Origin of the sequence: Microbacterium soli, from assembly GCF_039539005.1 — a bacterium.
Taxonomy (GTDB): domain Bacteria; phylum Actinomycetota; class Actinomycetes; order Actinomycetales; family Microbacteriaceae; genus Microbacterium; species Microbacterium soli.
On the sequence record NZ_BAABCP010000001.1, the window covers coordinates 397,315 to 421,239 of the forward strand.

Consider the following 23,925-nt stretch of genomic DNA (forward strand, 5'->3'; position numbering starts at 1 on the left):
TGTCGCGCGCGTTCAGCCGCGGAAGAGCACGAACACCAGGCTGAGCATCCCGAGGATGAGGACTCCTGCGCTCAGCGCCGCCACCGACGCGCCTGAGCTCAGCATGGCGGGAAGGGGTGAGGCCAGCGCTGCCCGCCGACGACGATAGCGCCTGTGCGAGCCGATGAGAACCGCCAGCGCGAGCGCGACGCCCGCGAACCCGAGCACGAGCGCGGGGATGCCGATGACGGGCGGCAACAGACGCAGGGTGACCACCGAACCGCCCGCCAAGGCCAGTGCGCTGCGCTGCCAGGCCAGTGCGGTGCGCTCGGGCTGCAGCCCCGGGTCGATTCCGACCCGCCCCTCCTCGTTCACGCCCACAGCACGCCGAGCAGTACGAGCACGGCTGTCACGGCGACGACGAGTGCGAGTGGGACGGCGATCCACGGCGGTCGCAGCGGCTCCGCCTCGCGCAGGGCGCGCTCCGTGCGCATCCACCCCAGCCAGGCCTGGATCGGTGTGGCCAGTCCCGCCAGGATGAGCAGGATCGACGCGGCGAGCCGGAATCCGGGCTGCATCCCCAGCGCGAGCGCCTCGAGGGCGACGCCGGCGGCGAGCAGCGCCAGCGAGGTGCGAATCCACGCGAGAAAGGTGCGCTCGTTGGCGAGCGTGAACCGCGCATCGGGCTCGACGCCGCGATCGTAGACGCGTCGCGGGAACCTGCTGCCGCTCACGACTGCTCCGCCCGGAGCGATACCGTGCGGAATCCGGCGTTACCCATGGACGAGTCCGGGGTGTTCCGACTGCGAGCCGAGTTGCGGTAGCGGTTGCAGTACGAGATGTGGCAGAGGTAGCTCCCGCCGCGCAGCACGCGCGCCGTACCGTGCTCGGGACCGCGCGGGTCCCGGGCGGCCGAACGCCGGTAGGCGTGAGGGTCGAACCAGTCCGCGCACCACTCCCACACATTGCCCACCGGCTGGAACAGCCCGTAACCGTTCGCGGGGAACTCCCGCACGGGGGCGGTCGTCAGCCAGCCGTCCTCGAGGGTGTTCTCGCGCGGGAAGCTGCCCTGCCAGATGTTGGCGCGCCAGCCTCCGGCGTCCGGAGCATCATCTCCCCACGGATACTTCGCGCCGTCGAGCCCACCGCGGGCGGCGTACTCCCATTCGGCCTCGGTCGGCAGCCGTCGCCCCGCCCACGCGCAGTAGGCGACGGCGTCGTTCCAGCTCACGTGGACGACAGGGTGGTCATCGAGCCCGTCGAGATCCGACGCCGGGCCGCCGGGGTGCGCCCAGTCGGCCCCGCGCACCCCGAACCACCACGGCGTGCCCGTCGCCGGACCCATGATGGCATCCGCCGGGGCCTGCAGGGCGAGGTGGAACACCGCGGAGAACCCGAACGTCTCCGCCTCGGTGCGGTACCCGGTAGCGTCGACGAACCGCGCGAAGTCGGCGTTGGTGACGGTCGTCGCATCGATCTCGAAGCCGTCCAGTTCCACCGCGTGCCGGGGTGTCTCGCCGTCGCCGCGGTTCTCGTCCCCCGAGGAGTCGCCCATGACGAACGACCCGGCGGGGATGACGGCCTGGGCGATCGTGTGGTGGGGCGTCTCGCTCTCCGGTGCGCCTCCGGTGCCGCCCAGCAGGGGAAGAGCGGTTCGACCCGACGACAGGAGGTCACGGGAAGGAGCGCCGCACGTGCAGCCGGGACCGCAGGAACCTGATTCATCCATGACATCCATCTTCGTCGATGCGGCCGCGGACGACGACTCCGGTCCGCGATCCCGTATTCGCGCCCCGTCACGCCGTCGTCAGGCGCCGAGGGCGACGCCGTGCTCCCGCAGCGCCATGCGCAGCGAACGCGCGTCGCGGAAGCGGTGCGCACGGATGCCGAGGGCCTGCGCCGCTGTGACGTTCGCCGGCGTGTCGTCGGTGAACAGCACGCTGCCCGGCTCCGCCCCCAGCGCGTCCAGCACGTGGGTGAAGGCCCGGGCATCCGGTTTGGCGACCCCGATGTCGGCCGTGTTGAAGATGGGATCGAATCGCGAATCGAGGCCGAGGGCGGCCGTCTCCTCGGCCGTCGCGTCGGATCCGTTGGTGAGGATGGCCGCACGGATGCCGCAGGCGACGAGCTCCTCGACGAGCGAGAGAACCTCCTCGTCGAGGAGCGACGGCTGACCGCCCCATTCCTCCGCCGCCGCGCGGTCGCCGAGTTCCTCGCCGATGCCCGCGATCCAGTCGACCCTGCTGAGCCGCCCGGTGGTCAGCCGCTGGAGCCTCGTCCCGGAGAACGCGATCCGAGGGATCTCGCCCGGCGCGATCCCGAGCCGCCGCTCGATGCGCGCCCCGACCTCGTGATCGAAGTGCCGGATGACCCCGTCGAGGTCGAAGAGCACGGTGCTGATCATCGTCCCAGGATGTCATGCCCGTCGTGGGGACGTGCGACGACCGTCATGCGGGGACGCCGAGGATCGACGACGCCGTCCGAACCGATCCCGGGCGGGAGCGGTCGCCGACGCGAACGTGCCCCGGTCAGGAGGGCCGGCCGAGGAACGCGAACCGCACGACCTCGCCACGACGGGCGCGCAGCATCGCCGCGATCACCACACCGAGATGCACGATGCACACCAGCACGTACAGCAGGATCGGCAGCGCCTGCGGCAGGAACCCGGTGGGCCCCGCCGCAGGCGCTGCGAGACGGATGAGGCCGAGGGCCAGCTGCGCCGCCAGCAGGCCTGTCGAGACGATGAGGAAGATCGCGCCCCAGCGCCGCGCGGCCGCGGCGTTTGCCTTCGCGAGCGGTCCCTGGCGGGACAGAGACCCGTAGGCCGCCACCATCGCGCCGCCCGCGGCCAGTGAGCCGAGCATCGGCACGGGCAGGAGGATCAGCAGACCCAGCGCCCAGGCCGACAGGCCCGTCGCCCGGCGGTCCGCTGCGGCCGTCACGCTTCCGGATCGACGTCGCGGGAGTCGCCGCCCGTGGCGTCCGCGCCGGAGGGGCCGGATGCCGAGGCGTCCGCCGCCGAATCACCCGCGGCCGGCGCGCCGGCGCTCGCATCGGGCTCCTGCGCGCCGGGCTCGGGGAGCCGCTCGCCGTAGCGCGGCGGCTGGCTGAGGTCCACGGTGGGGCGCGGCGCCTGCTGTCGATCCGAGCCCAGAACCTGACGGGCCTTCACGAGCGATGCCGCCTGCACGCGCACCTCGTAGTGGTCGGCGAGCATCTGCGTCATGCTCGCGAAATCCCGACGCCGGCGCACGATCGTGTAGGTGACCAGGCTCATGATCATCCCCAGTGCGACGCCGATGAGGATGAATCCCAGGAACAGCGGGATGGGGGCGTCCGGGTTGCCGAACAGCATGATGGCGGAGAGCACGAGCCCGATCAGCACGCCGTTGATGGCGCCGGAGCGCGCGGCCGCCGCGTAGCCCAGTTTGCCGGTGACGCGCTCGACGGTGCGCACCCCCTGCCCGACGATCGCGATGTCCCGTGCGGGGACCTCGCCGGCGATCAGCTTGGACACGGTCTTCTGCGCGGTCTCGTACTCCCGCGTCGATGCGACCTTCTCACCGATGTCGGCGCCGCTCACAGCCCGGTTCATCATGCTCATCCTGCCATTGTCCCAGACAGCCGACGCTCGATCACCCGCCTCGGTCGGGCGGTGCCCCGTATCGCCGGGGGAACGGATGGGCGGACACGGCTGAGCGTGAGATACGCCGACTACTGTTGAGCCTGTGAGCACACAACGGGTCTTCGTCGCGCGCCTGGCCGGCTGCGCCGTCTTCGATCCCGTCGGCGACCGGCTCGGGAAGGTCCGGGATGTCGTCGTCGTGTACCGAAAATCCGCTGCCCCGCGCGTGATCGGACTCGTGGTGGAGATCCCGGGCCGCCGGCACGTGTTCCTCTCCATCGGCCGGGTGACCTCGATCCGCGCCGGACAGGTGATCAGCACCGGGCTCATCAACGTCCGCCGGTTCCAGCCCCGCCCGGGCGAGACGCGGGTGCTGGCCGAGTACCTGGGCCGCCGGGTGTCGCTCGAGGACGGCGGCACGGCGGTCGTGGAGGACGCCGCGATCGAACAGGACCGGCACGGCGAATGGGCCATCAGTCAGCTCTTCCTCCGCAGACCCAAGACCAGCGCGTCGCCGTTCGCGAAGGGGCCCACCACGTTCGCGAGCTGGAGTGAGGTGTCCGAGCAGCGGCAGCCCGGTGAGGCGCAGTCCGCCGAGCAGCTGGTCGCGACGTACTCCGAGCTGCACGCGGCCGACCTCGCCACGACGCTGTTGGATCTGCCCGCGAAGCGCCTGCTGGAGGTCGCGGAGGAGCTGCCCGACGAGCGCCTGGCAGACGCCCTGGAGGAGATGCCGGAGGACGATCAGGTCGGCATCCTCGATCGCCTGGGCGACGAGCGGGCCGCCGACGTGCTCGACGAGATGGAGCCCGACGACGCCGCGGACCTGCTGGCCCAGCTGCCTCCCGAGCGGCTCGAGCAGCTGCTGGCGCTCATGGAGCCCGAGGAGGCGGAGGATGTGCGCACGCTGCTGAGCTACGGCGCCGACACCGCCGGCGGGCTGATGACCACCGAGCCGATCATCCTCTCCGCCGATGCGACCGTCGCCGAGGCTCTCGCCCTCATCCGCAGGCACGAACTGCACCCCGCCCTCGCCGCGGCCGTGTTCGTCACGCTGCCGCCGTTCGAGACGCCGACGGGGAGGCTCCTCGGCGTCGTGCACTTCCAGAGGATGCTGCGATACCCTCCGCATGAACGACTGGGCGCGATCCTCGACGACAACCTCGAGCCGGTCTCCGTCACGGCATCCGCCGCCGAGGTCGCCAGACTGCTGGCCAGTTACGACCTCGTGTCGCTGCCCGTCGTCGACGCCGCGCACCGGCTGGTGGGGGCGATCAGCGTCGACGACGTGCTGGATCACCTGCTGCCGGACGACTGGCGCACCCATGATGCCGCCGACGTCGAGCAGGGCGGTGTGCGATGATGACTCGCTCCTCGCGGCTGGACACCCCGCTGGGCCGCAACACCGGCCTGCGCGGGCCCGCGCCCTCCCGCGACCGCTTCGGTCGCTTCACCGAGTGGGTGGCACGGGCCATGGGCACCCCCGCGTTCCTCGTCATCCTCACGCTGTTCTGCGCGGCGTGGATCACCTGGAACACGCTCATGCCGGACGGCTTGCGGTTCGACGACGCGGCCCTCGGATTCACCGCCCTCACCCTCATGCTGTCGCTGCAGGCCTCGTACGCGGCCCCCCTGATCCTGCTCGCGCAGAACCGCCAGGACGACCGCGACCGCGTGCAGATCGAGCAGGACCGTCAGCGCGCCGAGCGCAACCTCGCCGACACCGAGTACCTCGCCCGTGAGATCGTCGCCCTGCGCCTGGCGCTGGAGGATCGCACCGCGCAGATCGTGACCCGAGACGTGCTGCGCCAGGAGCTGAGGATGCTGCTGACCGAGCTCGACCGCGAGCAGGCTCCCACCGAGGAGGGCGCGTCATGACGCTGGACGATCAGGTCCGTGCGGCCGTCTCCGCCGTCACCGACCCCGAGCTGCGCCGCCCCATCGGAGAGCTCGACATGGTGCGGGAGGTCTCCGTCGACGGGACGTCCGCGCACGTGGGCATCGTACTCACCATCGTGGGATGCCCCATGGCACGACGCATCGAGCAGGACGTCCGGGATGCCGCCGCGTCCGTCTCGGGGATCTCCGAGGTCGCCGTCGACGTGGGCGTCATGACGCCGGACGAGCGGCGGGCGCTCACGGAGAAGCTGCGTGACGGACGACCCGCGCGGCAGATGCCGTTCGGCCCCGACTCGCTCACCCGGGTGATCCTCGTCACCAGCGGCAAGGGCGGCGTGGGCAAGTCCACCGTCACCGCGAACCTCGCCGTCGCGCTCGCCGAGCAGGGACTGAGGGTGGGGCTCGTGGACGCCGACGTGCACGGCTTCTCGATCCCGGGCCTGCTCGGCATCGCCCCCGGCACGCAGCCCACCCGCATCGACGACATGATGCTCCCCCCGGTCGCGTACGACGTGAAGACCATCTCGATCGGCATGTTCCTCGCCGAGGGCGAGTCACTGGTCGCCTGGCGCGGACCCATGCTGCATCGCACCATCAATCAGTTCCTCACCGACGTGTTCTTCGGCGACCTGGATGTGCTGCTCATCGACATGCCGCCGGGGACCGGCGACATCGCCATCTCGGTCGGGCAGCTGCTCCCCGGAGCGGAGGTGATCGTGGTGACCACGCCGCAGCCCGCGGCATCCGAGGTCGCCATCCGCAGCGGGCTCGTGGCCAGACGCACCGGTCAGCGCGTGATCGGCGTCGTCGAGAACATGACCCCGTACACCCTGCCCGACGGGACGGTCATCGACCTGTTCGGCTCCGGAGGGGGCGCGGAGGTCGCCGCGGCACTCGGCACGACGGCGGACGACGGCGCACGGCAGGATGTGCCGCTGCTGGCGTCGGTGCCGCTGAGTCCGGCACTGCGCCTGGGCGGCGACACCGGGCGCCCCGTCGTACTGGACCACCCGGAGGACCCCGCCGCACGGGCCATCATCGACCTCGCGCGCACGGTCGCTCATCGCGGCCGCGGGCTGGCAGGGCGTTCGCTGCCCATGCGGCTGACCTGACGGTCCGGCCGGGAGGACGCCTCAGGTGGCCTCGGGGTCGAACGGCGGGGGCGTCTGACGTGTGAACGTCTCACGCGTCCTCGGGGCGTGCTGCGCGGGCCGATGGACGACGGGGTCCGAACTGACGGTCGCGCTCCCCGCGGTGCCCGCGTCGAAGGCGGGCTCCTCGAAGAGCGCGTCGCGGATGATGCGACGCGGGTCGTACTGGCGAGGGTCGAGCTTGCGCCAGTCCACCTCGTCGATGTCGGGACCGAGCTCGTCCTTCATCTTCGTCTTCGTCTCGCGCAGGTACTCCCCCGCACGACGCACGAACCTCGAGAATGTCGCGGCAGCCTTCGGAAGCCTCTCCGGACCGACGATGAGCAGGGCGACAACACCGATCAGGAGCAGCTTGTCCATGTCCAGGCCCCAGTTCATCTCACCAGGCTACCCGCCGCGCCTCCGTTTACGATGCATCCGCGGCGCTTACGCTGTCAGTGATCGACGTTTTCAGGAGAACCCATGAGCGAACACGACGCGAACGCACGATTCGTCCGCGAGACCATCGTGGAGCCCACCGCGATCGCCCGCGCGCGCATCCACGCCGTGGAGCTGGGGGCCGCCCCCATCAGTGCTGCCGTGGGCGCACAGTACGCCGTCCTGGCCGCCACGGTCGGCGCACGCTCCATCATCGAGATCGGCACGGGTGCCGGCGTCTCCGGACTCTGGCTGCTGCGCGGAGCGCCTCAGGCGGTCCTCACGACCATCGACAACGAACCCGAGCATCTCGCCGCCGCGCGTCAGGCGTTCGCGGACGCCAAGGTGCCGTCCGCGAAGACACGGCTGATCACGGGGCGCGCCGCGGATGTGCTGCCCCGCATGAACGAGGCCTCCTACGACATCGTCCTCGTCGACGCCGACGAGGAGAGCGTCATCGAGTACGTCGAGCACGGCCTGCGACTGGCGCGCACCGGGGGCCTGGTCCTCGTGCCACGGGTGCTGTCCGGCGGCAGAGTCGCCGATCCCGTCCAGCGCGACGCCGTCACCGCCGCGCACCGCTCGCTCATCCAGGAGACCCAGGAGTCGCCCGCCGTCCTCGCGGCGCTGTCCGCCACCGGTGAGGGGCTGCTCCAGCTCGCGCGCATCTCCGCCTGACGGCGGAATGCAGAAGAGGGGCGGCGGGATGTCCCGTCGCCCCTCTTCTCCGCTGTGCTGATTCAGGCGGGTGCCACGACGGCGCCCAGCACGTCGTGAAGCTCCTTGGCCTCGGCGTCGTTCACGGAGACGACCAGACGTCCGCCTCCTTCGAGCGGAACGCGCACGATGATGAGACGCCCCTCCTTCACGGCCTCCATCGGTCCGTCGCCTGTCCTCGGCTTCATCGCTGCCATCGTGGCTTCCTTTCCCTCGGTGGTATGCATCAAGTTTATCGTCACCATGTGCGAGGAACATGTCAGGCCGTCACAACCGCCGGTCAGACGGCCTGTGCGCGACCTCGGAGCGCTACGGGATGCGGTAGAAGGTGTCGGCGAGCCCGTACATCGACAGGATCCACAGCCACTGCGCGAGCAGGCACAGCCCCAGCATCCCCCACCGGCGCAGGCGCGAGCGCGACGACGCCGGCGCACCCCACAGCGGGGTCAGCGGCATGAGCAGTCGCAGGGTGCTGGACTGAGGGAAGAACACCGCCAGCAGGTACAGCAGGTAACTCGCGCTCCACAGCCTGATCTCCGGGCCGAGCCTGCGCACCGATGGATCTCGCAGGAGCAGCACGGCGGCCGTCGCCACGAGCAGCACCAGCAGCGTCCACCCGACCCACGGCGGAAGACCCGCCCGTCCCACCCAGAACTCCGCTCCCCGCACGAACCCCTCGAAGGGGACGAACTCGGGCGACGCGTCGACGATCCAGTTCCGCCGCCATGCCAGCTCGGTGCGCAGGTAGCCGGACGGGTCGCCCGTGACCAGCCCGCAGATCACCTGCCAGGCGAACCCGACGACCGTCGACAGCACGCCCAGGGCGACGATGTGCACGACATGTCGGACCGGCAGCGGTTCGCGATCACGGCGCACCCATCGCAGGATCCCGTGCAGGCCCAGGAACAGCGCGAAAGCGAGGATGCTCGGCCGCGTGAACCCCATCACCGGAAGGATCAGATAGAGCCGACCGTATCGGCGCCGCAGCACGGCTTCGAGCGCCAGCAGCAGCAGGAGCACGAACAACGACTCGGCGTACCCCACCTGGAACAGCGCGGCCAGCGGACCCGCGGCGAAGAAGGCCACCGCCCAGAGCGCCGCCGAGGCCCCGATGCGCGGGCTCAGCATGCGATGCAGCACCAGGCACGCCAGATACCCGGAGACCAGGGACACCGTCAGCGCGCCCACCGCCCAGTCGCCGAACCCCACCCCGTCGGACACGTACGCGTACACCGGCATGAACGCCCAGGCGTTCTCCCCGACCAGGCCGTCGGGCGTGACCGGCAGCGTCGACGGGTAGCCGTGCACCGCGACCCACCAGTACCACTGCCCGTCCCAGCCGACGATGAACTCGCGCAGACTCGGGGCGACGCCGAACCGCGACAGGGAGGTGGAACGCCCGGCCGCGAGCAGCAGGAAGGCCGTCGTCACCAGTCGCGCGAGCAGGTAGACGACCGCGATGCGGCCGGACACCGGCATCCGCACCCAGTGCCGCAGGGCGGCGGGAGTCAGGATGCGGTCAGCCACGCCCGAAGTCCGCGCTCGACCTCGCCGATCTGGGCGAGGGGAACCCGTTCCTCGTCGTGATGGGCCAGATGCGAGTCGCCCGGTCCGTAGTTGACGGCGGGCACGCCCAGGGCCGAGAACCTCGCCACATCCGTCCACCCGTACTTGGCGCGCGCTTCGCCGCCCACGGCGGAGAGGAAGCGCTGCGCGATGGGGACGTCCAGCCCGGGCCTGGCACCCGCCGCGGCATCCGTGACCTCCACCTCGAAGCCCTCGAACGCCGCGCGCACGTGCGCCTCGGCGTCCGCCACCGACCTGCTCGGCGCGAAGCGGTAGTTGACCTCCACCTCGCACAGATCGGGGATGACGTTGCCCGCCACCCCGCCGCGGATGCCCACCGCGTTCAGGCCCTCCCGGTAGCCGAGCCCCTCCACCGTGATCTCCCGGGCGCGGTACTCGGCGAGTCTGCTGAGGATGGGCGCGGCGCCGTGGATGGCGTTCTCTCCCACCCAGGATCGTGCACTGTGCGCACGCACGCCGCGCGTGCGGATGACCGCGCGCATCGTGCCGTTGCAGCCGCCCTCGACACGGCCGCCGGTGGGCTCGCCGAGGATCGCGAAGTCGGCGGCGAACAGGTCGGGGCGCTGCGCCGCCAGGCGGAAGAGCCCGTTGCGGGACTCAGCGACCTCCTCGTTGTCGTACCACATCCACGTGATGTCGGCGTCCGCGGCGGTCAGCTCGGCGGCGAGCTTGAGCTGCACGGCCACGCCGGCCTTCATGTCGACGGCGCCGCGCCCCCACAGGTGGGGAACACCGTCGATGTCCACGTTCCGCGTGGGCAGATTGTCGTGGATGGGCACGGTGTCGATGTGACCCGCGATCACGACCCGCTGCGGTCGTCCGAACGCGGTGCGCGCGACGATGGTGTCGCCGTGCCGGCTGACCTCCAGGTGCGGATGCGCGCGCATCGTCTGCTCGATCTCGTCAGCCAGCCGGGCCTCGTCGCCCGAGACGCTCGGGATGTCGCAGATCGCACGCGTGATGTCAGCAGCGGATGCGGTCAGATCGATCACCATCCCCCCACCCTAAACCCCCGCGTCCTGCCCGCCGTGCGCGGGCGTCCCGCGCTAGCGTTGACGGATGCACAGCACTCGAACGGTCTGGGGCGAGGGCCTCCGCACGATCGCCTCCGACGGCACCGTCCTGGACTCCTGGTTCGCGCGGATCGGCCTGGGCGGGCGGGCGGATGCCGAGGACGGCGCATCCGCGGATGCCGGGACGGGGCCGTTCACGGGCGAGGTGGCCGACGACGTGCGCGGCGTGCGCATCGAGCGCGTGTCCCTGCGCGCCGACCTGGACGCGCCGGTCTCCTCCACGCCGGATGCCTACCTGCGCCTGCACGCGCTGTCGCACCTGCTGGTGAGGCCCAATGCCCTGAACCTGGACGGCATCTTCACCCATCTTCCGATCGTCGCCTGGACCAGTGCGGGCCCGATGCTGCCGGCAGAGGTCACCGAGCGTCGACCGCTGCTGCAGCGCCACGGCATCCAGGTTCAGGGGCTGGACAGATTCCCCCGCATGACGGACTACGTGCTGCCTCAAGGAGTGCGCATCGCCGACGCCTCCCGCGTGCGCCTGGGGGCGCATCTGGCGCCCGGGACGACGGTCATGCACGAGGGGTTCGTGAACTTCAACGCGGGCACGCTGGGCGCCTGCATGGTGGAGGGGCGCATCTCGCAGGGCGTGGTCGTCGGGGACGGCAGCGACATCGGCGGCGGCGCATCGATCATGGGCACCCTCTCCGGCGGAGGGGCGCGCCGCATCTCGATCGGCGCGCGGACGCTGCTCGGCGCCAATGCGGGCGTGGGCATATCCCTGGGCGACGACTGCGTCGTCGAGGCGGGGCTGTACCTCACGGCCGGCACCAAGGTGGTGCTGGCCGACTCGACACCGCTGCCGGAGGGCGGCAGACCCACGGTGAAGGCCGCCGAGCTCTCCGGACAGCGGGGACTGCTGTTCCGCCGCCACTCCCTCACGGGGGCGGTCGAGGCCGTCCGCCGGACAGGGGACGGCGTCGAGCTCAACGCGGTGCTGCACGCCTGACATACGGCGACGCCCCGGAGCAGCATCGTCAGGGCGCGCACAGCAGCGACCGTCCAGCGCTGCTAGGCTGTTTCCGGCGCCCCTCGCTGAGCGAGACGTCTGCGTCGTCGACACACTTCCGCACCGGCATCCGGCAGCGGTCACACCTCGAGCGGCGAAACGATGCGCGAACCCGCGCCGTCGCCACCATTGCGCAGGACCCCTGCGCACTTCTCCGAAAGATCCCATGCCCTCCTTCCTCTCCCTCGGCGTGCCCGCCGTCCTCGCCGATGTGCTCGCCGCCGACGGCAAGACCGACGCCTTCGCCATCCAGCGCGACACTCTGCCCGATTCCCTCGCCGGCCGCGATGTCCTCGGACGCGGCCGCACCGGCAGCGGCAAGACCATCGCCTTCGCCCTCCCCCTCGTCGCGCGCCTCGCCGCATCCGGGCACCGCACGCGCGCCGCCCGCCCTCGCGGGCTCGTGCTGGCGCCCACCCGCGAGCTGGCCTCGCAGATCGCCGGCGCCGTCGCCCCGCTCGCCGCGGCCGTCGGCCTGCGCGTCACCACCGTGTTCGGCGGAGTCAGCCAGCGTCCGCAGGAGCAGGCTCTGCGCGCGGGCGTCGACATCGTCGTCGCCTGCCCCGGCCGGCTCGAAGACCTCATGAAGCAGGGCGTCGTCTCGCTGGACGCCGTGGAGATCGCGGTGCTCGACGAGGCCGACCACATGGCGGACCTGGGGTTCCTGCCCGGTGTCACGCGCATCCTCACCGCCACGCCGAAGAACGGTCAGCGGCTGCTGTTCAGCGCCACCCTCGACCACGGCATCGACACGCTCGCCAGGCGCTTCCTGCACGACCCCGTCAGGCATGAGGTCGACGAGGCCAGCGTGCCCGTCGGCGAGATGACGCACCGCGTGCTGGTCGCCGCCGACTCCGACGCCAAGAAGCGCCTCGTCGAGGACCTGGCGTCCGGTCTCGGCCGCCGCATCCTGTTCACGCGCACCAAGCATCACGCGAAGAAGCTCGCCAAGCAGCTGACCTCGGCCGGCATCCCCGCCGTCGACCTGCACGGGAACCTCAGCCAGAACGCCCGTGAGCGCAACCTCGCGGCGTTCAGCGCCGACCCCGCCGACGGCGGCGCACGGGTGCTCGTGGCCACCGACGTCGCCGCGAGAGGCGTGCACGTCGACCACGTCGAACTCGTCGTGCACGTCGACCCGCCTGTGGAGCACAAGGCGTACCTGCACCGCTCCGGTCGCACCGCGCGCGCGGGCGAGGCCGGCACGGTCGTCACCGTCACGCTCCCCGAGCAGCGCCGCGATGTGAAGGACATCCTCCGCAGAGCGCGCGTCTCGGTCCCGCTCGAGGACGTGACACCGGCGATCATCGACGAGCTCGTCGGCGAGCGTGCGGCGAAGGTGAAGCACGTCCCCGCGGTTCAGCAGCCCCAGGGCAGGCCGAAGGCGAAGCCCGCGCAGACCGTCGGCGGGCGCCCGGCGGGTGGCCGTTCGCACCGCCGCCGGTCCGGCCGTGGCGGGGATGGCGTGCAGCGCGGAGACGCCGGTCGCGCCCGCACGGGTTCGCGCCGGGTCAGCCGCCCGCAGGGGCGCTGAGCCCGAGCATCCGATCCGCGGCGCGGCCTCCCGCGCTCAGCGCGCGGGGTAGGCGCGCTCGGTCGAGCCGACGTACAGCTGCTGCGGGCGACCGATCTTGGTCTGCGGGTCGAGGTTCAGCTCACGCCACTGGGCCAGCCAGCCCGGCAGGCGTCCGATCGCGAAGAGCACCGTGAACATGCGGGTCGGGAAGCCCATCGCCTTGTAGATGACGCCGGTGTAGAAGTCGACGTTGGGGTACAGGCGGCGCTCCTTGAAGTAGTCGTCCGCGAGAGCGATCTCCTCGAGCTCCTTGGCGAGGTCGAGCAGCGGATCGCTGACGCCGAGGGAGGCGAGCACCTCATCGGCCGCCTCCTTGACGAGCTTGGCGCGCGGGTCGTAGTTCTTGTAGACCCGGTGGCCGAAGCCCATCAGCTTGACGCCCTCCTCCTTGTTCTTCACGCGCTCGACGAAGCGCTGCACGCTCTGGCCGGAGTCGCGGATCTGGCCGAGCATCGTGAGGACGGCCTCGTTGGCGCCGCCGTGCAACGGGCCGGAGAGCGCCTGGATGCCGGCGGAGATGGAGGCGAACTGGTTCGCTCCGGTCGAACCGACCAGGCGCACCGTGGAGGTGGACGCGTTCTGCTCGTGGTCCTCGTGCAGGATCAGCAGCAGTTCGAGCGCCCTCGACATGACGGGGTCGATCTCGTACGGTTCGGAGTTGACGCCGAAGTTGAGCTTGAGGAAGTTGTCGACGAAGCTCAGCGAGTTGTCCGGGTAGAGGAACGCCTGGCCGACGCTCTTCTTGTGCGCGTACGCGGCGATCACCGGGAGCTTGGCGAGCATGCGCACCATGTTCAGCTCGACGTGCTCGGGGTTGGCGGGGTCGGTCTGGCCCTCGTAGTAGGTCGAGAGCGCGGCGACGGCCGACGAGAGCACCGACATCGGATGCGCGGTGTGCGGCAGTGCCGTGAAGAAGTGCTTGAGGTCCTCGTGCAACAGGGTGTGCCGCCGGATCCGCTCATCGAAGTCGGCGAGCTCGGTGGCTGTGGGCAGTTCACCGTAGATGAGCAGCCAGGCGGTCTCCAGGTAGCTGCAGTTCTTCGCGATCTGCTCGATCGGGTAGCCGCGGTAGCGGAGGATGCCCTTGTCGCCGTCGATGAACGTGATCGTCGACTTGGTGGACGCGGTGTTGACGTACCCGTAGTCCAGGCCGGTGTAGCCGGTCTGCCGCGTCAGCGTCGAGAAGTCGATGCTGCCCGCACCGCTGGTCGATGGCAGCAGGGGGAACTCCGCACTCGTGTCACCGATCGTGAGAGTCGCCTTGTCGGGCTGAGCTGCGCTCACGCCAACCTCCTGCTGCATCTGTGTCGTCGTGGACGATGTCTGGTGCCTTGTAGCGCCTGCCGGTGATCGGCCGCATCGCCCCTACAGCCTAGCGGCGCAGAAAGCATACTGTGACATCCACCAAGAGATGATGGATTCAGTGGGGAAAAGCGACAAACTTCAGACGACGGATGCAGCAAGGCGCGCCGCCGCCTTCTCGACCCTCTCCAGAGGAGCCGTCAGGGAGACGCGCACATGATCCGCGGAATGATCGCCGTAGAAGTGGCCGGGGCCGGCGAGGATGCCGAGCCGTGCGAGACGGCCCATGGAGTCCCAGGCGTCGCGGTCCTCCGTCGCCCACAGGTACAGCCCCGCCTCCGACCCGTCGATGCGGAACCCCGCCGCGCGGAGGGCGGGCACCAGCAGCTCCCTGCGCTGACGGTAGAGCTCCTTCTGCCGGGCGACATGCTCGTCGTCTCGCAGCGCCGCCGTCATCGCGTGCTGCACGGGCACCGGGGGCATGAGGCCCAGATGCCGGCGGGCAGTGAGAAGGTCTCCGATGATCCGCGCGCAGCCCGCGACGAACGCCGCGCGGTACCCCGCGAGGTTGGACTGCTTGCTCAGCGAGTAGACGCTCAGCAGCCCGGATCGGGTACCGCCGGTCACGCGGGGGTCGAGCACGGAGGGGATCGGCTGCGTCGCCCAGGGTCCGTCCCAGCCCAGCTCCGCATAGCATTCGTCGGATGCCAGCACCGCACCCAGCTCGCGGGCGCGACGGACCGCCGCCGCGAGCTCCTCGACGCCCCATGTGCGTCCGTCGGGATTCCCCGGGGTGTTGATCCAGGCCAGCTTCGTCCCCTGCGGCCAGTCGGCCGGGTCGTCGACGGCGACCGGCGTCGCCCCGGCGACGGTCGCGCCGACCGCATAGGTCGGGTAGGCGACACGCGGATGCACGACGACATCGCGCTCGCCGAGCCCGAGCAGCGTGGGAAGCAGCGCCACGAGCTCCTTGGAGCCGATGGTCGGCATGACATCGGCCGCCGAGAGTCCCGGGACGCCGCGACGCCGGGCGTACCACGCCACGATGGCCTCCCGCAGCGCCGCGGTGCCCACGGTCTGCGGGTACGCATGCGCGTCGGTCGCCCGAGCCAGCGCGGCGCGGATCACCTCCGGCGTCGGGTCGACCGGAGATCCGATGGAGAGGTCGACGAGGCCGTCAGGATGCGATGCGGCCTGCTCCCGGTACGGCGCCACGGCGTCCCAGGGGTACTCGGCGAGGTCGCGGACCCCCACTCACTGCCCCTGCGGAGGCAGCGCCGAGACGATGGCATGGTCGTACGGCAGCACGCCGACCTTGGCCGCACCGCCGGGCGATCCGATCTCGTCGAAGAACTCGACATTGGCCTTGTAGTAGTCCGCCCACTCCTCGGGCAGGTCGTCCTCGTAGAAGATCGCCTCGACGGGGCAGACCGGCTCGCAGGCGCCGCAGTCCACGCACTCGTCGGGGTGGATGTAGAGCATCCGCTCACCCTCGTAGATGCAGTCAACGGGGCATTCATCGACGCAGGCGCGGTCCTTGACGTCGACGCAGGGAAGGGCGATCACATACGTCACCCCTCAAGTCTACGACGCGTCCGACCCCGGCAGCCCCGTGGCGGTTCCCGCTCCGGAGAGCCTGCGCAGCCGCGACGTGTCCGGCCACATCACCGCGAGCAGGACGATGCCCGCGGCCACGTACATCCAGATGTTCCCGAGCGGCGTGTTCGGCACGACGACGGATCCGCCCGGACCGCGCTGGGAGATCACGACGATGAGCGTCATCATCCCGACTCCCGCCGAGAGCACCGCCCAGCGGTCGCCGGTCAGCGCCCGCAGAGCGATCAGCAGCGTCGCGCCGGCCACTGCCCCGAGGATCAGCCCCACCGGGATGGGCCCCAGCACGTAGCTGTGCGCGATCGTGGCGGCCACTCCGTACACGGCGCCCACGATCGCCGCGGTGAGCCAGGACAGCCCCCGGGAGATCACTGATCGCATTCGGACAGCCTATCCCCGCATCCCCGGGCGGGGCGCAAGCACGCGCTCCTCGCACTCACACGGCCAGGCCCGTCAGCCGCAGCAGCGCCGCGACGACGGCGGCACCCACCACGACGACGAGGAACGACTGCCGCATCCACAGCAGCCCCGCCGCCACGAGGACGGCCGGCACCCTGGCATCCACCAGGATCTCCTGCCCCGCCCCCAGCGACTGCACAGCGACCAGCGCACCGAGCAGAGCCACGGTCAGCAGATCCGAGATCCGCGCCGGACGGGGCGCTTCCAGCAGCCGCGGCGGGACGAGGTAGCCGAACGCCTTCAGACCCACGCAGACGCAGGATGCCAGCAGCACGGCACTCCACACGCTCATCTCGACTCCCCCTGGTCGCTCGCGAGGTTCGGCATCCGGCGGTCCGAGAGCGCGGTGTCCTGACCCGCCCAGTTGAACCAGCCGACGAGGATCGCGACGACCGCCGCGACCAGCACCGGGATCCCGGGCATGAGGAACGGGGTGAGCGCCGTCGCGACCACCGCGGCGGCCACGCCGACGGCGATGGCCTGCCGCTGCTTCAGCCGCGGCCAGAGCAGCGCGAGGAAGGCCGCAGCCGCGGCGGCGTCCAGCCCCCAGGACTTCGGGTCGCCCAGGACGTCGCCCAGCAACGCGCCCGCGAGGGTCGTGAGGTTCCAGCCGATGAAGACCCCAAGTCCGGTGATCCAGAACCCCAGCCTCCCCAGCGGCGGAGAATCCTGCGAGATCGCCACCGCGGTCGACTCGTCGATGGTGACCTGCGCGGCGGCTGCGCGGCGCCAGAGCCCGGTGCCGATGATCGACGACATCCGCATGCCGTAGGCGAGATTCCGCACACCCAGCAGCGCGGCGGAGGCGACCGCGGACGGCAGCGCCGCCATGCCGCCAGCGCCGAGCACGCCGATGAAGGCGAACTGCGAGCCGCCTGTGAACATCACCAGGCTCAGCACGCAGGTCTGCCAGACGTCCAGGCCGGATGCCACGGCGAGCGCCCCGAAGGAGATGCCGTAGGCGCTCGTCGCGACGGCCACCCCGAGACCCTCGCGCCAGACCTCGCGGCGCGAGGGATCATCAGACGGGTCCGCTCGACGTGTTCGATTCACTGAACGCATGACCATCATTCTGAACGCCTTCGCCGGGAACATCAAACCGAACGGTCGTTTGCCATACTGAACAGTATGGATCTCCGCGAACGCATCGCCCACGCTCTGCGCCACGAGCGCGAGACCGCAGGCCTCTCGGTGTCCGAGCTCGCACGGCGCGCGGGCGTCTCCAAGGCGACCGTGTCCCAGCTGGAGAGCGGCGCGGGCAACCCCAGCGTCGAGACCCTGTGGGCCATCGGCGACGCCCTCGGCGTCCCGTTCTCCACCCTCGTCGATGAGCGCAGCACGGCCCCGCGGCTGATCCGCCTGGGCGACCATGCCGGGGTGCCCTCCGCGGCGGCCCCGTACCTGGCCACACTGCTCTCCGCCGCGGCGCCCGGCACGCGGCGCGACCTCTACCTCATCCAGGCCGACCCCGGACAGCCGCGCCGGTCGCTCCCCCACCTGCCGGGCACGACCGAGCACGTCGTGCTCGTCTCCGGAGAGGCTCTCGTCGGCCCCTCCGAGCATCCGGAGCTGCTGCACCCCGGCGACTACCTGTCCTACCCCGGCGACGCCCCGCACGTGTTCGAGGCGCGTGCGGCGGCCACGAGCGCCGTGCTGATCAGCGAGGTGCGCTGACCGGCGCCCTGTACCCGTCGACCGCCGGGAAGTCCGACCGCGCCCCGCACGGCGAGCCGCACGCCCCGGCCGGAGCCAGGGCCCTCCGACCGCAGACGTGGACGCTCAGACGTTCGCATCCTGCCGCTTGAGCCGCGCGGTCTCGCGACCCCGGACGGTCTGATCGAGGATGACCTTGCGGATGCGGACCGCCTCCGGCGTCACCTCCACGCACTCGTCCTCGCGGGCGAATTCGAGGGACTCCTCCAGCGAGAGCGTGCGCGGCGGCGTCATGGACTCGAACGTGTCGGCCGTGGAGGAGCGCATGTTGGTGAGCTTCTTCTCCTTGGTGATGTTCACATCCATGTCGTCGGAACGCGAGTTCTCTCCCACGACCATGCCCTCATAGACCTCGTCGGTCGGCTTGACGAAGAACGACATGCGCTCCTGCAGGGCGATCATCGCGAACGGGGTGGCGACGCCGGCGCGGTCGGCGACGATCGAGCCGTTCTGTCGGGCGACGATCGACCCCGCCCACTCGCCGTAGCCGTGCGCGATGGCGTTGGCGATGCCGGTGCCGCGGGTGATGGAGAGGAACTCGGTGCGGAAGCCGATCAACCCCCGTGCGGGCACGATGAACTCCATCCGGATCCAGCCGGTGCCGTGGTTGATCATGTTGTCCATGCGGCCGCGGCGGTTGGCCATCAGCTGCGTCACGGCTCCGAGGTGCTCCTCGGGCACATCCACGGTGAGGTGCTCGTAGGGCTCGTGGATCTTGCCGTCGATGCGCCGTGTGACCACCTGCGGCTTGCCGACGGTGAGCTCGAACCCCTCGCGGCGCATGTTCTCGACGAGGATCGCGAGCTGCAGCTCACCGCGACCCTGCACCTCCCAGGCGTCCGGACGGCCGATCTCGTTCACGCGCAGCGACACGTTTCCGATCAGCTCGCGATCCAGACGGTCCTTCACCATGCGGGCGGTCAGCTTGTGGCCCTTGACCTTGCCGACCAGCGGCGAGGTGTTGGTGCCGATCGTCATCGAGATGGACGGCTCGTCGACGGTGATCTGCGGCAGCGGACGCACGTCCTCGGGGTCGGCGATGGTCTCGCCGATCATGATGTCGGCGAAGCCCGCGATCACGGCGATGTCGCCGGGGCCCGCGGACTCGGCCGGGTAGCGCTCCAGAGCCTTGGTCATCAGCAGCTCGGTGATGCGGGCGTTCTGCGTGGTGCCGTCCTGGCGCACCCAGGCGACGGTCTGCCCCTTCTTGAGCGTGCCGTTGAAGATGCGCAGCAGGGCGAGGCGGCCCAGGAACGAGGAGGAGTCGAGGTTGGTGACCCAGGCCTGCAGCGGAGCCTCGTCGTCGTAGGACGGTGCCGGCACGTGCTCGAGGATCGCCTCGAACAGCGGCTCGAGGTCGTCGTTGTCGGGCAGCTCGCCGTTGGCGGGGCGGTTGCGGGATGCCGCGCCCGCACGTCCGGAGGCGTAGACGACCGGAACGTCCAGCAGGGCGTCGACGTCGAGGTCGGGCACGTCGTCGACGAGGTCGGACGCCAGCCCCAGCAGCAGATCCTGCGCCTCGGCCTCGACCTCGGCGATGCGCGCGTCGGCGCGGTCGGTCTTGTTCACCAGCAGGATGACGGGGAGCTTGGCCTCGAGCGCCTTGCGCAGCACGAAGCGCGTCTGCGGCAGCGGGCCCTCGGAGGCGTCGACGAGCAGGACGACGCCGTCGACCATCGACAGTGCGCGCTCGACCTCACCGCCGAAGTCGGCGTGTCCGGGGGTGTCGACGACGTTGATGGTGACCGGTGTCTCGGTGTGCACGCCCCGGTACGTGATCGCCGTGTTCTTGGCGAGGATCGTGATGCCCTTCTCGCGCTCCAGGTCGTTGGAGTCCATGGCGCGCTCCTCCACGTGCGAGTGCTCGCCGAACGAGCCCGTCTGGCGGAGCATCGCGTCGACGAGCGTGGTCTTGCCGTGGTCGACGTGGGCGACGATTGCGACGTTTCGGAGGTCAGAGCGGAGGGCGTGCGCCATTCAAGGAGTCCTAAGCGGAGTATCGGAGATCGGATGGGTCGGTTGCCGCGCAAGACGAAGGGCCGACGTTCCAGAATAGCGCACGGGTGCACGGCGATACTGAACGGGCCGTTTAGCATCGGAGTCGTGACTCGTGCGAGAACCTGGTGGGAGATCGCGATCGTCCTGGCACTCGGCCTGGGGCAGTCGGCGATCTACTCGATCGTGCAGCTGGCGTATCGGCTGACCGCCAGCACCCCGCTGGCCGACCAGACCACGACGCTGAACCCGTCGCGCAGCGACCGCGAGGTGTTCGATCTGATCTACCAGATCCTCTCGGCCGGGTTCGCCGTCGTGCCCGTGCTGCTGGTCTGCTTCCTGCTGTGGCAGTCGCGACGACCGCATCTGCAGGCGCTCGGGCTCGACGGGCGCAGGTACGGCCGCGACGCCGGCTGGGGGGCGGTGCTGGTGCTGGCGGTCGGGGTCCCCGGCATCGGCCTGTATCTCGCGGGCCGCGCCCTGGGCTGGTTCGTGGCGGTGAATCCCGCAGGGCTGGACGCGCACTGGTGGACGGTGCCGGTCCTGCTGCTGTCGGCCGCGCGCGCGGCGATCCAGGAGGAGTTCGTCGTACTGGGCTACCTGTTCGCCCGGTTGCGGCAGCTGGGGTGGGGGCCCTGGCCCATCATCGTGGCGACGAGCCTGCTGCGGGCCTGCTACCACCTGTATCAGGGCCCCGGTGCCTTCGTGGGCAACTTCGCGATGGGGATGCTGTTCGGCTGGCTTTTCACCCGCACCGGCCGACTCATGCCGTTCCTCGTCGCACACTTCCTCATCGACGCCGTGGCGTTCGCGGGCTACCCGCTCGCCGTGGCGCTGTGGCCCGCCCTGTTCGGCCTGCCGGGCTGACCCGCACGAGCCACGACCGGGCGCAACGGGTCGCCGATCCACGGCACGTGTCGTCCACCCTCAACCGACACGCGCCCCGTGACCGAGCGGTCACGGGGCGCGTTCGACGCGGTCTCAGGAGAACGCCTCCACGGGCGGGCACGCGCACACGAGGTTGCGGTCGCCGTAGGCGTTGTCGATGCGGCGCACCGGCGGCCAGTACTTCGTCGCCACCAGCGATCGCACCGGGTAGGCGGCCTCCTCGCGGGTGTAGGCGTGCGCCCACTCCCCCGAGATCAGCGACGCGGCCGTGTGCGGCGCGTTCACGAGCGGGTTGTCGTCAGCCGGCCAGCGCCCCGCGGCCACGGCATCCGCCTCGGCCTTGATGAGGATCATCGCCTCGATGAACCGCTCCAGCTCCCCCAGGTCCTCCGACTCCGTCGGCTCCACCATCAGCGTGCCCGCGACGGGGAACGACATGGTGGGCGCGTGGAAGCCGAAGTCGATGAGGCGCTTGGCGACGTCGTCGACGGTGATGCCGGTGGCCTCCTTGAGAGGGCGCAGATCCAGGATGCACTCGTGCGCGACCCGGCCCTGCTCCCCCGTGTACAACACCGGGAAGTGGTCGGCCAGGCGCGCGGCGATGTAGTTCGCCGAGAGTACGGCGGCCGCCGTGGCGTGACGCAGCCCGTCGGCGCCCATCATGCGCACGTACGCCCAGGAGATGGGCAGCACGCCCGCCGAGCCGTACGGCGCGCCGGAGACCGGTCCGCCCGCGAACACATGACCGCCCGCATGCACGTCCTTCTGCGCCTGCGGATGCCCGGGCAGGTGCGGCGCGAGGTGCGCCTTGGCCGCCACCGGGCCGATGCCGGGGCCGCCGCCGCCGTGCGGGATGGCGAAGGTCTTGTGCAGGTTCAGATGCGAGACGTCGCCGCCCAGGTCTCCGAAGCGGGCGTAGCCGAGCAGGGCGTTGAGGTTCGCGCCGTCGACGTACACCTGTCCACCGGCCGCGTGCACCGCGGAGGTGATCTCCACGACCTGCTCCTCGTACACGCCGTGCGTGGACGGGTACGTGATCATGAGCGCGGCGAGATTCTCGGCGTGCTCGGCGATCTTGGCGCGCAGATCGTCGAGATCGACGTTGCCGAGCTCGTCGGTGGCGACGACGACGACCCTCATGCCCGCCAGCACGGCGGATGCCGCATTCGTGCCGTGCGCGGAGGACGGGATGAGGCACACGGTGCGGTGCTCGTCGCCGTTGGCGCGGTGGTAGCCGCGGATGGCCAGGAGCCCCGCGAGCTCGCCCTGCGAGCCGGCGTTGGGCTGCAGGGAGACGGCGTCGTACCCGGTGACCTCGACCAGCCAGGACTCGAGCTGATCGATCATCGCGAGCGTGCCTTCCACGTCGTCCACGGGGGCGAACGGGTGCAGCTGCGCGAACTCGGGCCAGGTGATGGCCGCCATCTCGGTGGCCGCGTTGAGCTTCATGGTGCACGAGCCCAGCGGGATCATGCCGCGGTCGAGGGCGTAGTCGCGGTCGGCGAGCTGCTTGAGGTAGCGCATCATGGCCGTCTCGGAGCGGTGCACGTGGAAGACCGGATGCGTGAGGTACTCGTCCTCGCGCAGCAGTGCTTCCGGTAGGGCACCGGTGGAGTCGCCGCCGACGCGGCCGAACACGCGCTCCTGCCTGCCGCCGAACAGCACCGCGACGCGGTGCAGGTCGGTGACGGTCGTGGTCTCGTCCACGGCGACGCCGACCGTGTCGGCGTCCACCTGGCGCAGCAGGATGCCGGCCTCGTGCGCCCGGGCGACGAGCGCCGCCGCACCGCCGGGGACCCGGACGTTGAGGGTGTCGAAGAACGCGTCGTGCACGATCCCGGCTCCGGCTTCGACCAGCCAGTCGCGCAGCAGCGCCGCCTTGCCGGCGACGTCGGAGGCGATGGCCCGCAGTCCGTCCGGCCCGTGGTACACCGCGTACATCGACGCCATGACGGCCAGCAGCACCTGCGCGGTGCAGATGTTCGAGGTCGCCCGCTCGCGGCGGATGTGCTGCTCCCGCGTCTGCAGGGCGAGCCGGTAGGCGGGGTGGCCGACGGCATCCTGCGAGACGCCGACCAGCCGGCCCGGCAGCTGGCGCTCCAGGCCCGCGCGCACCGCCATGTACCCGGCGTGGGGACCGCCGAAGCCCATCGGCACCCCGAAGCGCTGCGTGGTCCCCACCGCGACATCCGCCCCGAGCGAACCGGGCGAGCGCAGCAGGGTCAGCCCCAGCAGGTCGGCCGCCACGACGGCGAGAGCACCGACCGCATGCGCCGCGTCGATCACGGCCGACGGGTCCCAGACCCGCCCGGATGCCCCCGGGTACTGCACGAACACGCCGAACAGCTCGGCGGGCAGCTCGGCGCCGGCGGCGAGGTCGAGCTCCCTGAGCTCGATGCCGACGGCGGCGGCGCGGGTGGCCAGCACCGACTTGGTCTGCGGCAGCGCGTCCGCATCGACGACGAACACGTCGGTCTTCGCCTTCGAGGCGCGCCGCGCCAGCAGCATCCCCTCGGCGACGGCGGTCGACTCGTCGAGCATCGACGCGTTGGCCGTCGAGAGCCCCGTGAGGTCGGAGACCATGGTCTGGAAGTTGAGCAGGGCCTCCAGGCGCCCCTGCGAGATCTCCGGCTGGTACGGCGTGTACGCCGTGTACCAGGACGGGTTCTCGAGCACGTTGCGCTGGATCACCGAGGGGGTGACCGTGCCGTGGTAGCCCAGGCCGATCATGGCCCGGTTCACGGTGTTGCGGCTCGCGAGCGCGCGAAGCTCGGCGAGCGCCTCCGCCTCGGTCGCAGCGGCGGGGACGCCCGACTCACAGGCATCCGTGAAGATCGACGCGGGCACGGCCTGGCGCATGAGCGCCTCGACGGGGCTCCCGTCCGCGGGCTCGGAGGACACCCCGAGCGCGTCGAGCATCT

The 23,925-nt window shown here is 70.9% G+C and carries 26 protein-coding genes; 8 read left to right on the forward strand and 18 right to left on the reverse strand.

The window, feature by feature from the left end:
• Nucleotides 1-12 precede the first annotated feature (12 nt).
• The 6 genes from ABD770_RS01835 to ABD770_RS01860 all read right to left on the reverse strand — a co-directional run bounded on the left by ABD770_RS01835 (nt 13) and on the right by ABD770_RS01860 (nt 3,583).
• The gene (locus ABD770_RS01835) at nt 13-360 is read right to left on the reverse strand and encodes a DUF202 domain-containing protein (protein ID WP_344817783.1); all 348 of its coding nucleotides are present in this window, start codon (nt 358-360) and stop codon (nt 13-15) included.
• Nucleotides 351-713, reverse strand: a complete 363-nt coding sequence (locus ABD770_RS01840) for a YidH family protein (RefSeq protein ID WP_344817784.1) — start codon at nt 711-713, stop codon at nt 351-353. The genes ABD770_RS01835 and ABD770_RS01840 overlap by 10 nt, the downstream gene beginning before the upstream one ends.
• Complete coding sequence (locus ABD770_RS01845) at nt 710-1,708, reverse strand: formylglycine-generating enzyme family protein (protein ID WP_425562715.1); 999 nt, start codon at nt 1,706-1,708, stop codon at nt 710-712. Before ABD770_RS01845 ends, ABD770_RS01840 begins: the two co-directional genes overlap by 4 nt.
• A gap of 78 nt (nt 1,709-1,786) precedes the next feature.
• The gene (locus tag ABD770_RS01850; RefSeq protein WP_344817785.1) at nt 1,787-2,383 is read right to left on the reverse strand and encodes an HAD family hydrolase; all 597 of its coding nucleotides are present in this window, start codon (nt 2,381-2,383) and stop codon (nt 1,787-1,789) included.
• Nucleotides 2,384-2,507: 124 nt separating this feature from the next.
• Nucleotides 2,508-2,921, reverse strand: coding sequence for a hypothetical protein (locus ABD770_RS01855; RefSeq protein ID WP_344817786.1), 414 nt, complete (start codon nt 2,919-2,921; stop codon nt 2,508-2,510).
• The gene (locus ABD770_RS01860) at nt 2,918-3,583 is read right to left on the reverse strand and encodes a YflT domain-containing protein (protein ID WP_344817787.1); all 666 of its coding nucleotides are present in this window, start codon (nt 3,581-3,583) and stop codon (nt 2,918-2,920) included. The genes ABD770_RS01855 and ABD770_RS01860 overlap by 4 nt, the downstream gene beginning before the upstream one ends.
• A gap of 124 nt (nt 3,584-3,707) precedes the next feature.
• On the opposite strand from ABD770_RS01860, the gene ABD770_RS01865 reads away from it, so the two are divergent.
• Genes ABD770_RS01865 through ABD770_RS01875 form a run of 3 tightly spaced genes read left to right on the forward strand, consistent with a single transcriptional unit; the run spans nt 3,708 to nt 6,615 of the window.
• Entirely contained in the window at nt 3,708-4,967 is a 1,260-nt protein-coding gene (locus tag ABD770_RS01865) for a magnesium transporter (protein WP_344817788.1), read from the forward strand.
• A complete protein-coding gene (locus ABD770_RS01870) occupies nt 4,967-5,482 on the forward strand; it encodes a DUF1003 domain-containing protein (protein ID WP_344819845.1) in 516 nt (171 codons plus the stop codon). The genes ABD770_RS01865 and ABD770_RS01870 overlap by 1 nt, the downstream gene beginning before the upstream one ends.
• Nucleotides 5,479-6,615, forward strand: a complete 1,137-nt coding sequence (locus tag ABD770_RS01875; RefSeq protein WP_344817789.1) for an Mrp/NBP35 family ATP-binding protein — start codon at nt 5,479-5,481, stop codon at nt 6,613-6,615. The genes ABD770_RS01870 and ABD770_RS01875 overlap by 4 nt, the downstream gene beginning before the upstream one ends.
• Nucleotides 6,616-6,636: 21 nt before the next feature.
• Here ABD770_RS01875 and ABD770_RS01880 read toward each other — a convergent pair whose 3' ends face one another.
• Nucleotides 6,637-7,032 carry a twin-arginine translocase TatA/TatE family subunit gene (locus ABD770_RS01880; protein ID WP_344817790.1) on the reverse strand — a complete coding sequence of 132 codons (396 nt, stop codon included), beginning with the start codon at nt 7,030-7,032 and terminating at the stop codon, nt 6,637-6,639.
• 84 nt (nt 7,033-7,116) lie between these two features.
• Here ABD770_RS01880 and ABD770_RS01885 point away from each other — a divergent pair, with 84 nt between their 5' ends.
• Nucleotides 7,117-7,749 carry an O-methyltransferase gene (locus tag ABD770_RS01885; RefSeq protein ID WP_344817791.1) on the forward strand — a complete coding sequence of 211 codons (633 nt, stop codon included), beginning with the start codon at nt 7,117-7,119 and terminating at the stop codon, nt 7,747-7,749.
• Between the two features lie 62 nt (nt 7,750-7,811).
• Here ABD770_RS01885 and ABD770_RS01890 read toward each other — a convergent pair whose 3' ends face one another.
• The 3 genes from ABD770_RS01890 to dapE all read right to left on the reverse strand — a co-directional run bounded on the left by ABD770_RS01890 (nt 7,812) and on the right by dapE (nt 10,370).
• Nucleotides 7,812-7,985 (reverse strand): DUF3117 domain-containing protein, encoded by a 174-nt coding sequence (locus ABD770_RS01890; RefSeq protein ID WP_071328210.1) that lies wholly within the window; start codon nt 7,983-7,985, stop codon nt 7,812-7,814.
• A 112-nt stretch (nt 7,986-8,097) separates the two neighbouring features.
• Nucleotides 8,098-9,315, reverse strand: a complete 1,218-nt coding sequence (locus tag ABD770_RS01895; protein WP_344817792.1) for a hypothetical protein — start codon at nt 9,313-9,315, stop codon at nt 8,098-8,100.
• A complete protein-coding gene (dapE, locus tag ABD770_RS01900) occupies nt 9,297-10,370 on the reverse strand; it encodes a succinyl-diaminopimelate desuccinylase (RefSeq protein ID WP_344817793.1) in 1,074 nt (357 codons plus the stop codon). The genes ABD770_RS01895 and dapE overlap by 19 nt, the downstream gene beginning before the upstream one ends.
• Before the next feature lie 64 nt (nt 10,371-10,434).
• On the opposite strand from dapE, the gene dapD reads away from it, so the two are divergent.
• A complete protein-coding gene (gene dapD, locus ABD770_RS01905) occupies nt 10,435-11,397 on the forward strand; it encodes a 2,3,4,5-tetrahydropyridine-2,6-dicarboxylate N-succinyltransferase (RefSeq protein ID WP_344817794.1) in 963 nt (320 codons plus the stop codon).
• A gap of 226 nt (nt 11,398-11,623) precedes the next feature.
• On the forward strand, nt 11,624-12,991 hold the full coding sequence (locus ABD770_RS01910) for a DEAD/DEAH box helicase (protein ID WP_344817796.1): 1,368 nt from the start codon (nt 11,624-11,626) through the stop codon (nt 12,989-12,991).
• A gap of 36 nt (nt 12,992-13,027) precedes the next feature.
• Here the strand turns inward: ABD770_RS01910 and ABD770_RS01915 are convergent, their stop codons facing one another.
• The 6 genes from ABD770_RS01915 to ABD770_RS01940 all read right to left on the reverse strand — a co-directional run bounded on the left by ABD770_RS01915 (nt 13,028) and on the right by ABD770_RS01940 (nt 17,470).
• Nucleotides 13,028-14,335 carry a citrate synthase gene (locus tag ABD770_RS01915; protein WP_344817798.1) on the reverse strand — a complete coding sequence of 436 codons (1,308 nt, stop codon included), beginning with the start codon at nt 14,333-14,335 and terminating at the stop codon, nt 13,028-13,030.
• Between the two features lie 141 nt (nt 14,336-14,476).
• Complete coding sequence (gene dapC / locus ABD770_RS01920) at nt 14,477-15,589, reverse strand: succinyldiaminopimelate transaminase (RefSeq protein ID WP_344817799.1); 1,113 nt, start codon at nt 15,587-15,589, stop codon at nt 14,477-14,479.
• The gene (fdxA, locus tag ABD770_RS01925; RefSeq protein WP_344817800.1) at nt 15,590-15,910 is read right to left on the reverse strand and encodes a ferredoxin; all 321 of its coding nucleotides are present in this window, start codon (nt 15,908-15,910) and stop codon (nt 15,590-15,592) included.
• 9 nt (nt 15,911-15,919) lie between these two features.
• A complete protein-coding gene (locus ABD770_RS01930; protein WP_344817801.1) occupies nt 15,920-16,330 on the reverse strand; it encodes a histidinol dehydrogenase in 411 nt (136 codons plus the stop codon).
• Nucleotides 16,331-16,385: 55 nt separating this feature from the next.
• Nucleotides 16,386-16,700 carry an AzlD domain-containing protein gene (locus ABD770_RS01935; protein ID WP_344817802.1) on the reverse strand — a complete coding sequence of 105 codons (315 nt, stop codon included), beginning with the start codon at nt 16,698-16,700 and terminating at the stop codon, nt 16,386-16,388.
• Complete coding sequence (locus ABD770_RS01940; RefSeq protein ID WP_344817803.1) at nt 16,697-17,470, reverse strand: AzlC family ABC transporter permease; 774 nt, start codon at nt 17,468-17,470, stop codon at nt 16,697-16,699. The genes ABD770_RS01935 and ABD770_RS01940 overlap by 4 nt, the downstream gene beginning before the upstream one ends.
• A gap of 66 nt (nt 17,471-17,536) precedes the next feature.
• Between ABD770_RS01940 and ABD770_RS01945 the strand changes: the two genes are divergently transcribed.
• On the forward strand, nt 17,537-18,082 hold the full coding sequence (locus ABD770_RS01945) for a helix-turn-helix domain-containing protein (protein WP_344817804.1): 546 nt from the start codon (nt 17,537-17,539) through the stop codon (nt 18,080-18,082).
• Between the two features lie 105 nt (nt 18,083-18,187).
• Here ABD770_RS01945 and typA read toward each other — a convergent pair whose 3' ends face one another.
• Nucleotides 18,188-20,098, reverse strand: coding sequence for a translational GTPase TypA (gene typA / locus ABD770_RS01950; RefSeq protein WP_344817805.1), 1,911 nt, complete (start codon nt 20,096-20,098; stop codon nt 18,188-18,190).
• A gap of 126 nt (nt 20,099-20,224) precedes the next feature.
• On the opposite strand from typA, the gene ABD770_RS01955 reads away from it, so the two are divergent.
• Nucleotides 20,225-20,983 carry a CPBP family intramembrane glutamic endopeptidase gene (locus tag ABD770_RS01955; RefSeq protein ID WP_344817806.1) on the forward strand — a complete coding sequence of 253 codons (759 nt, stop codon included), beginning with the start codon at nt 20,225-20,227 and terminating at the stop codon, nt 20,981-20,983.
• A gap of 114 nt (nt 20,984-21,097) precedes the next feature.
• Here ABD770_RS01955 and gcvP read toward each other — a convergent pair whose 3' ends face one another.
• Nucleotides 21,098-23,923: an aminomethyl-transferring glycine dehydrogenase gene (gcvP, locus tag ABD770_RS01960; RefSeq protein WP_425562756.1), complete on the reverse strand. Its 2,826-nt coding sequence runs from the start codon at nt 23,921-23,923 to the stop codon at nt 21,098-21,100.
• Between the last annotated feature and the right edge of the window lie 2 nt (nt 23,924-23,925).

Excerpts from the sequence above, each read along its gene's own strand:
- ABD770_RS01860 (WP_344817787.1), bottom strand. The coding sequence starts at position 3,583 with ATGAGCATGATGAACCGGGCTGTGAGCGGCGCCGACATCGGTGAGAAG.
- ABD770_RS01915 (WP_344817798.1), bottom strand. The coding sequence starts at position 14,335 with ATGCAGCAGGAGGTTGGCGTGAGCGCAGCTCAGCCCGACAAGGCGACT.
- ABD770_RS01880 (WP_344817790.1), bottom strand. The coding sequence starts at position 7,032 with ATGAACTGGGGCCTGGACATGGACAAGCTGCTCCTGATCGGTGTTGTC.
- ABD770_RS01870 (WP_344819845.1), top strand. The coding sequence starts at position 4,967 with ATGACTCGCTCCTCGCGGCTGGACACCCCGCTGGGCCGCAACACCGGC.
- ABD770_RS01890 (WP_071328210.1), bottom strand. The coding sequence starts at position 7,985 with ATGGCAGCGATGAAGCCGAGGACAGGCGACGGACCGATGGAGGCCGTG.
- ABD770_RS01930 (WP_344817801.1), bottom strand. The coding sequence starts at position 16,330 with ATGCGATCAGTGATCTCCCGGGGGCTGTCCTGGCTCACCGCGGCGATC.
- gcvP (WP_425562756.1), bottom strand. The coding sequence starts at position 23,923 with ATGCTCGACGCGCTCGGGGTGTCCTCCGAGCCCGCGGACGGGAGCCCC.
- ABD770_RS01945 (WP_344817804.1), top strand. The coding sequence starts at position 17,537 with ATGGATCTCCGCGAACGCATCGCCCACGCTCTGCGCCACGAGCGCGAG.
- typA (WP_344817805.1), bottom strand. The coding sequence starts at position 20,098 with ATGGCGCACGCCCTCCGCTCTGACCTCCGAAACGTCGCAATCGTCGCC.
- ABD770_RS01910 (WP_344817796.1), top strand. The coding sequence starts at position 11,624 with ATGCCCTCCTTCCTCTCCCTCGGCGTGCCCGCCGTCCTCGCCGATGTG.
- ABD770_RS01935 (WP_344817802.1), bottom strand. The coding sequence starts at position 16,700 with ATGAGCGTGTGGAGTGCCGTGCTGCTGGCATCCTGCGTCTGCGTGGGT.
- dapE (WP_344817793.1), bottom strand. The coding sequence starts at position 10,370 with ATGGTGATCGATCTGACCGCATCCGCTGCTGACATCACGCGTGCGATC.
- ABD770_RS01875 (WP_344817789.1), top strand. The coding sequence starts at position 5,479 with ATGACGCTGGACGATCAGGTCCGTGCGGCCGTCTCCGCCGTCACCGAC.
- dapD (WP_344817794.1), top strand. The coding sequence starts at position 10,435 with ATGCACAGCACTCGAACGGTCTGGGGCGAGGGCCTCCGCACGATCGCC.
- ABD770_RS01885 (WP_344817791.1), top strand. The coding sequence starts at position 7,117 with ATGAGCGAACACGACGCGAACGCACGATTCGTCCGCGAGACCATCGTG.
- ABD770_RS01845 (WP_425562715.1), bottom strand. The coding sequence starts at position 1,708 with ATGGATGAATCAGGTTCCTGCGGTCCCGGCTGCACGTGCGGCGCTCCT.
- ABD770_RS01850 (WP_344817785.1), bottom strand. The coding sequence starts at position 2,383 with ATGATCAGCACCGTGCTCTTCGACCTCGACGGGGTCATCCGGCACTTC.
- ABD770_RS01940 (WP_344817803.1), bottom strand. The coding sequence starts at position 17,470 with ATGCGTTCAGTGAATCGAACACGTCGAGCGGACCCGTCTGATGATCCC.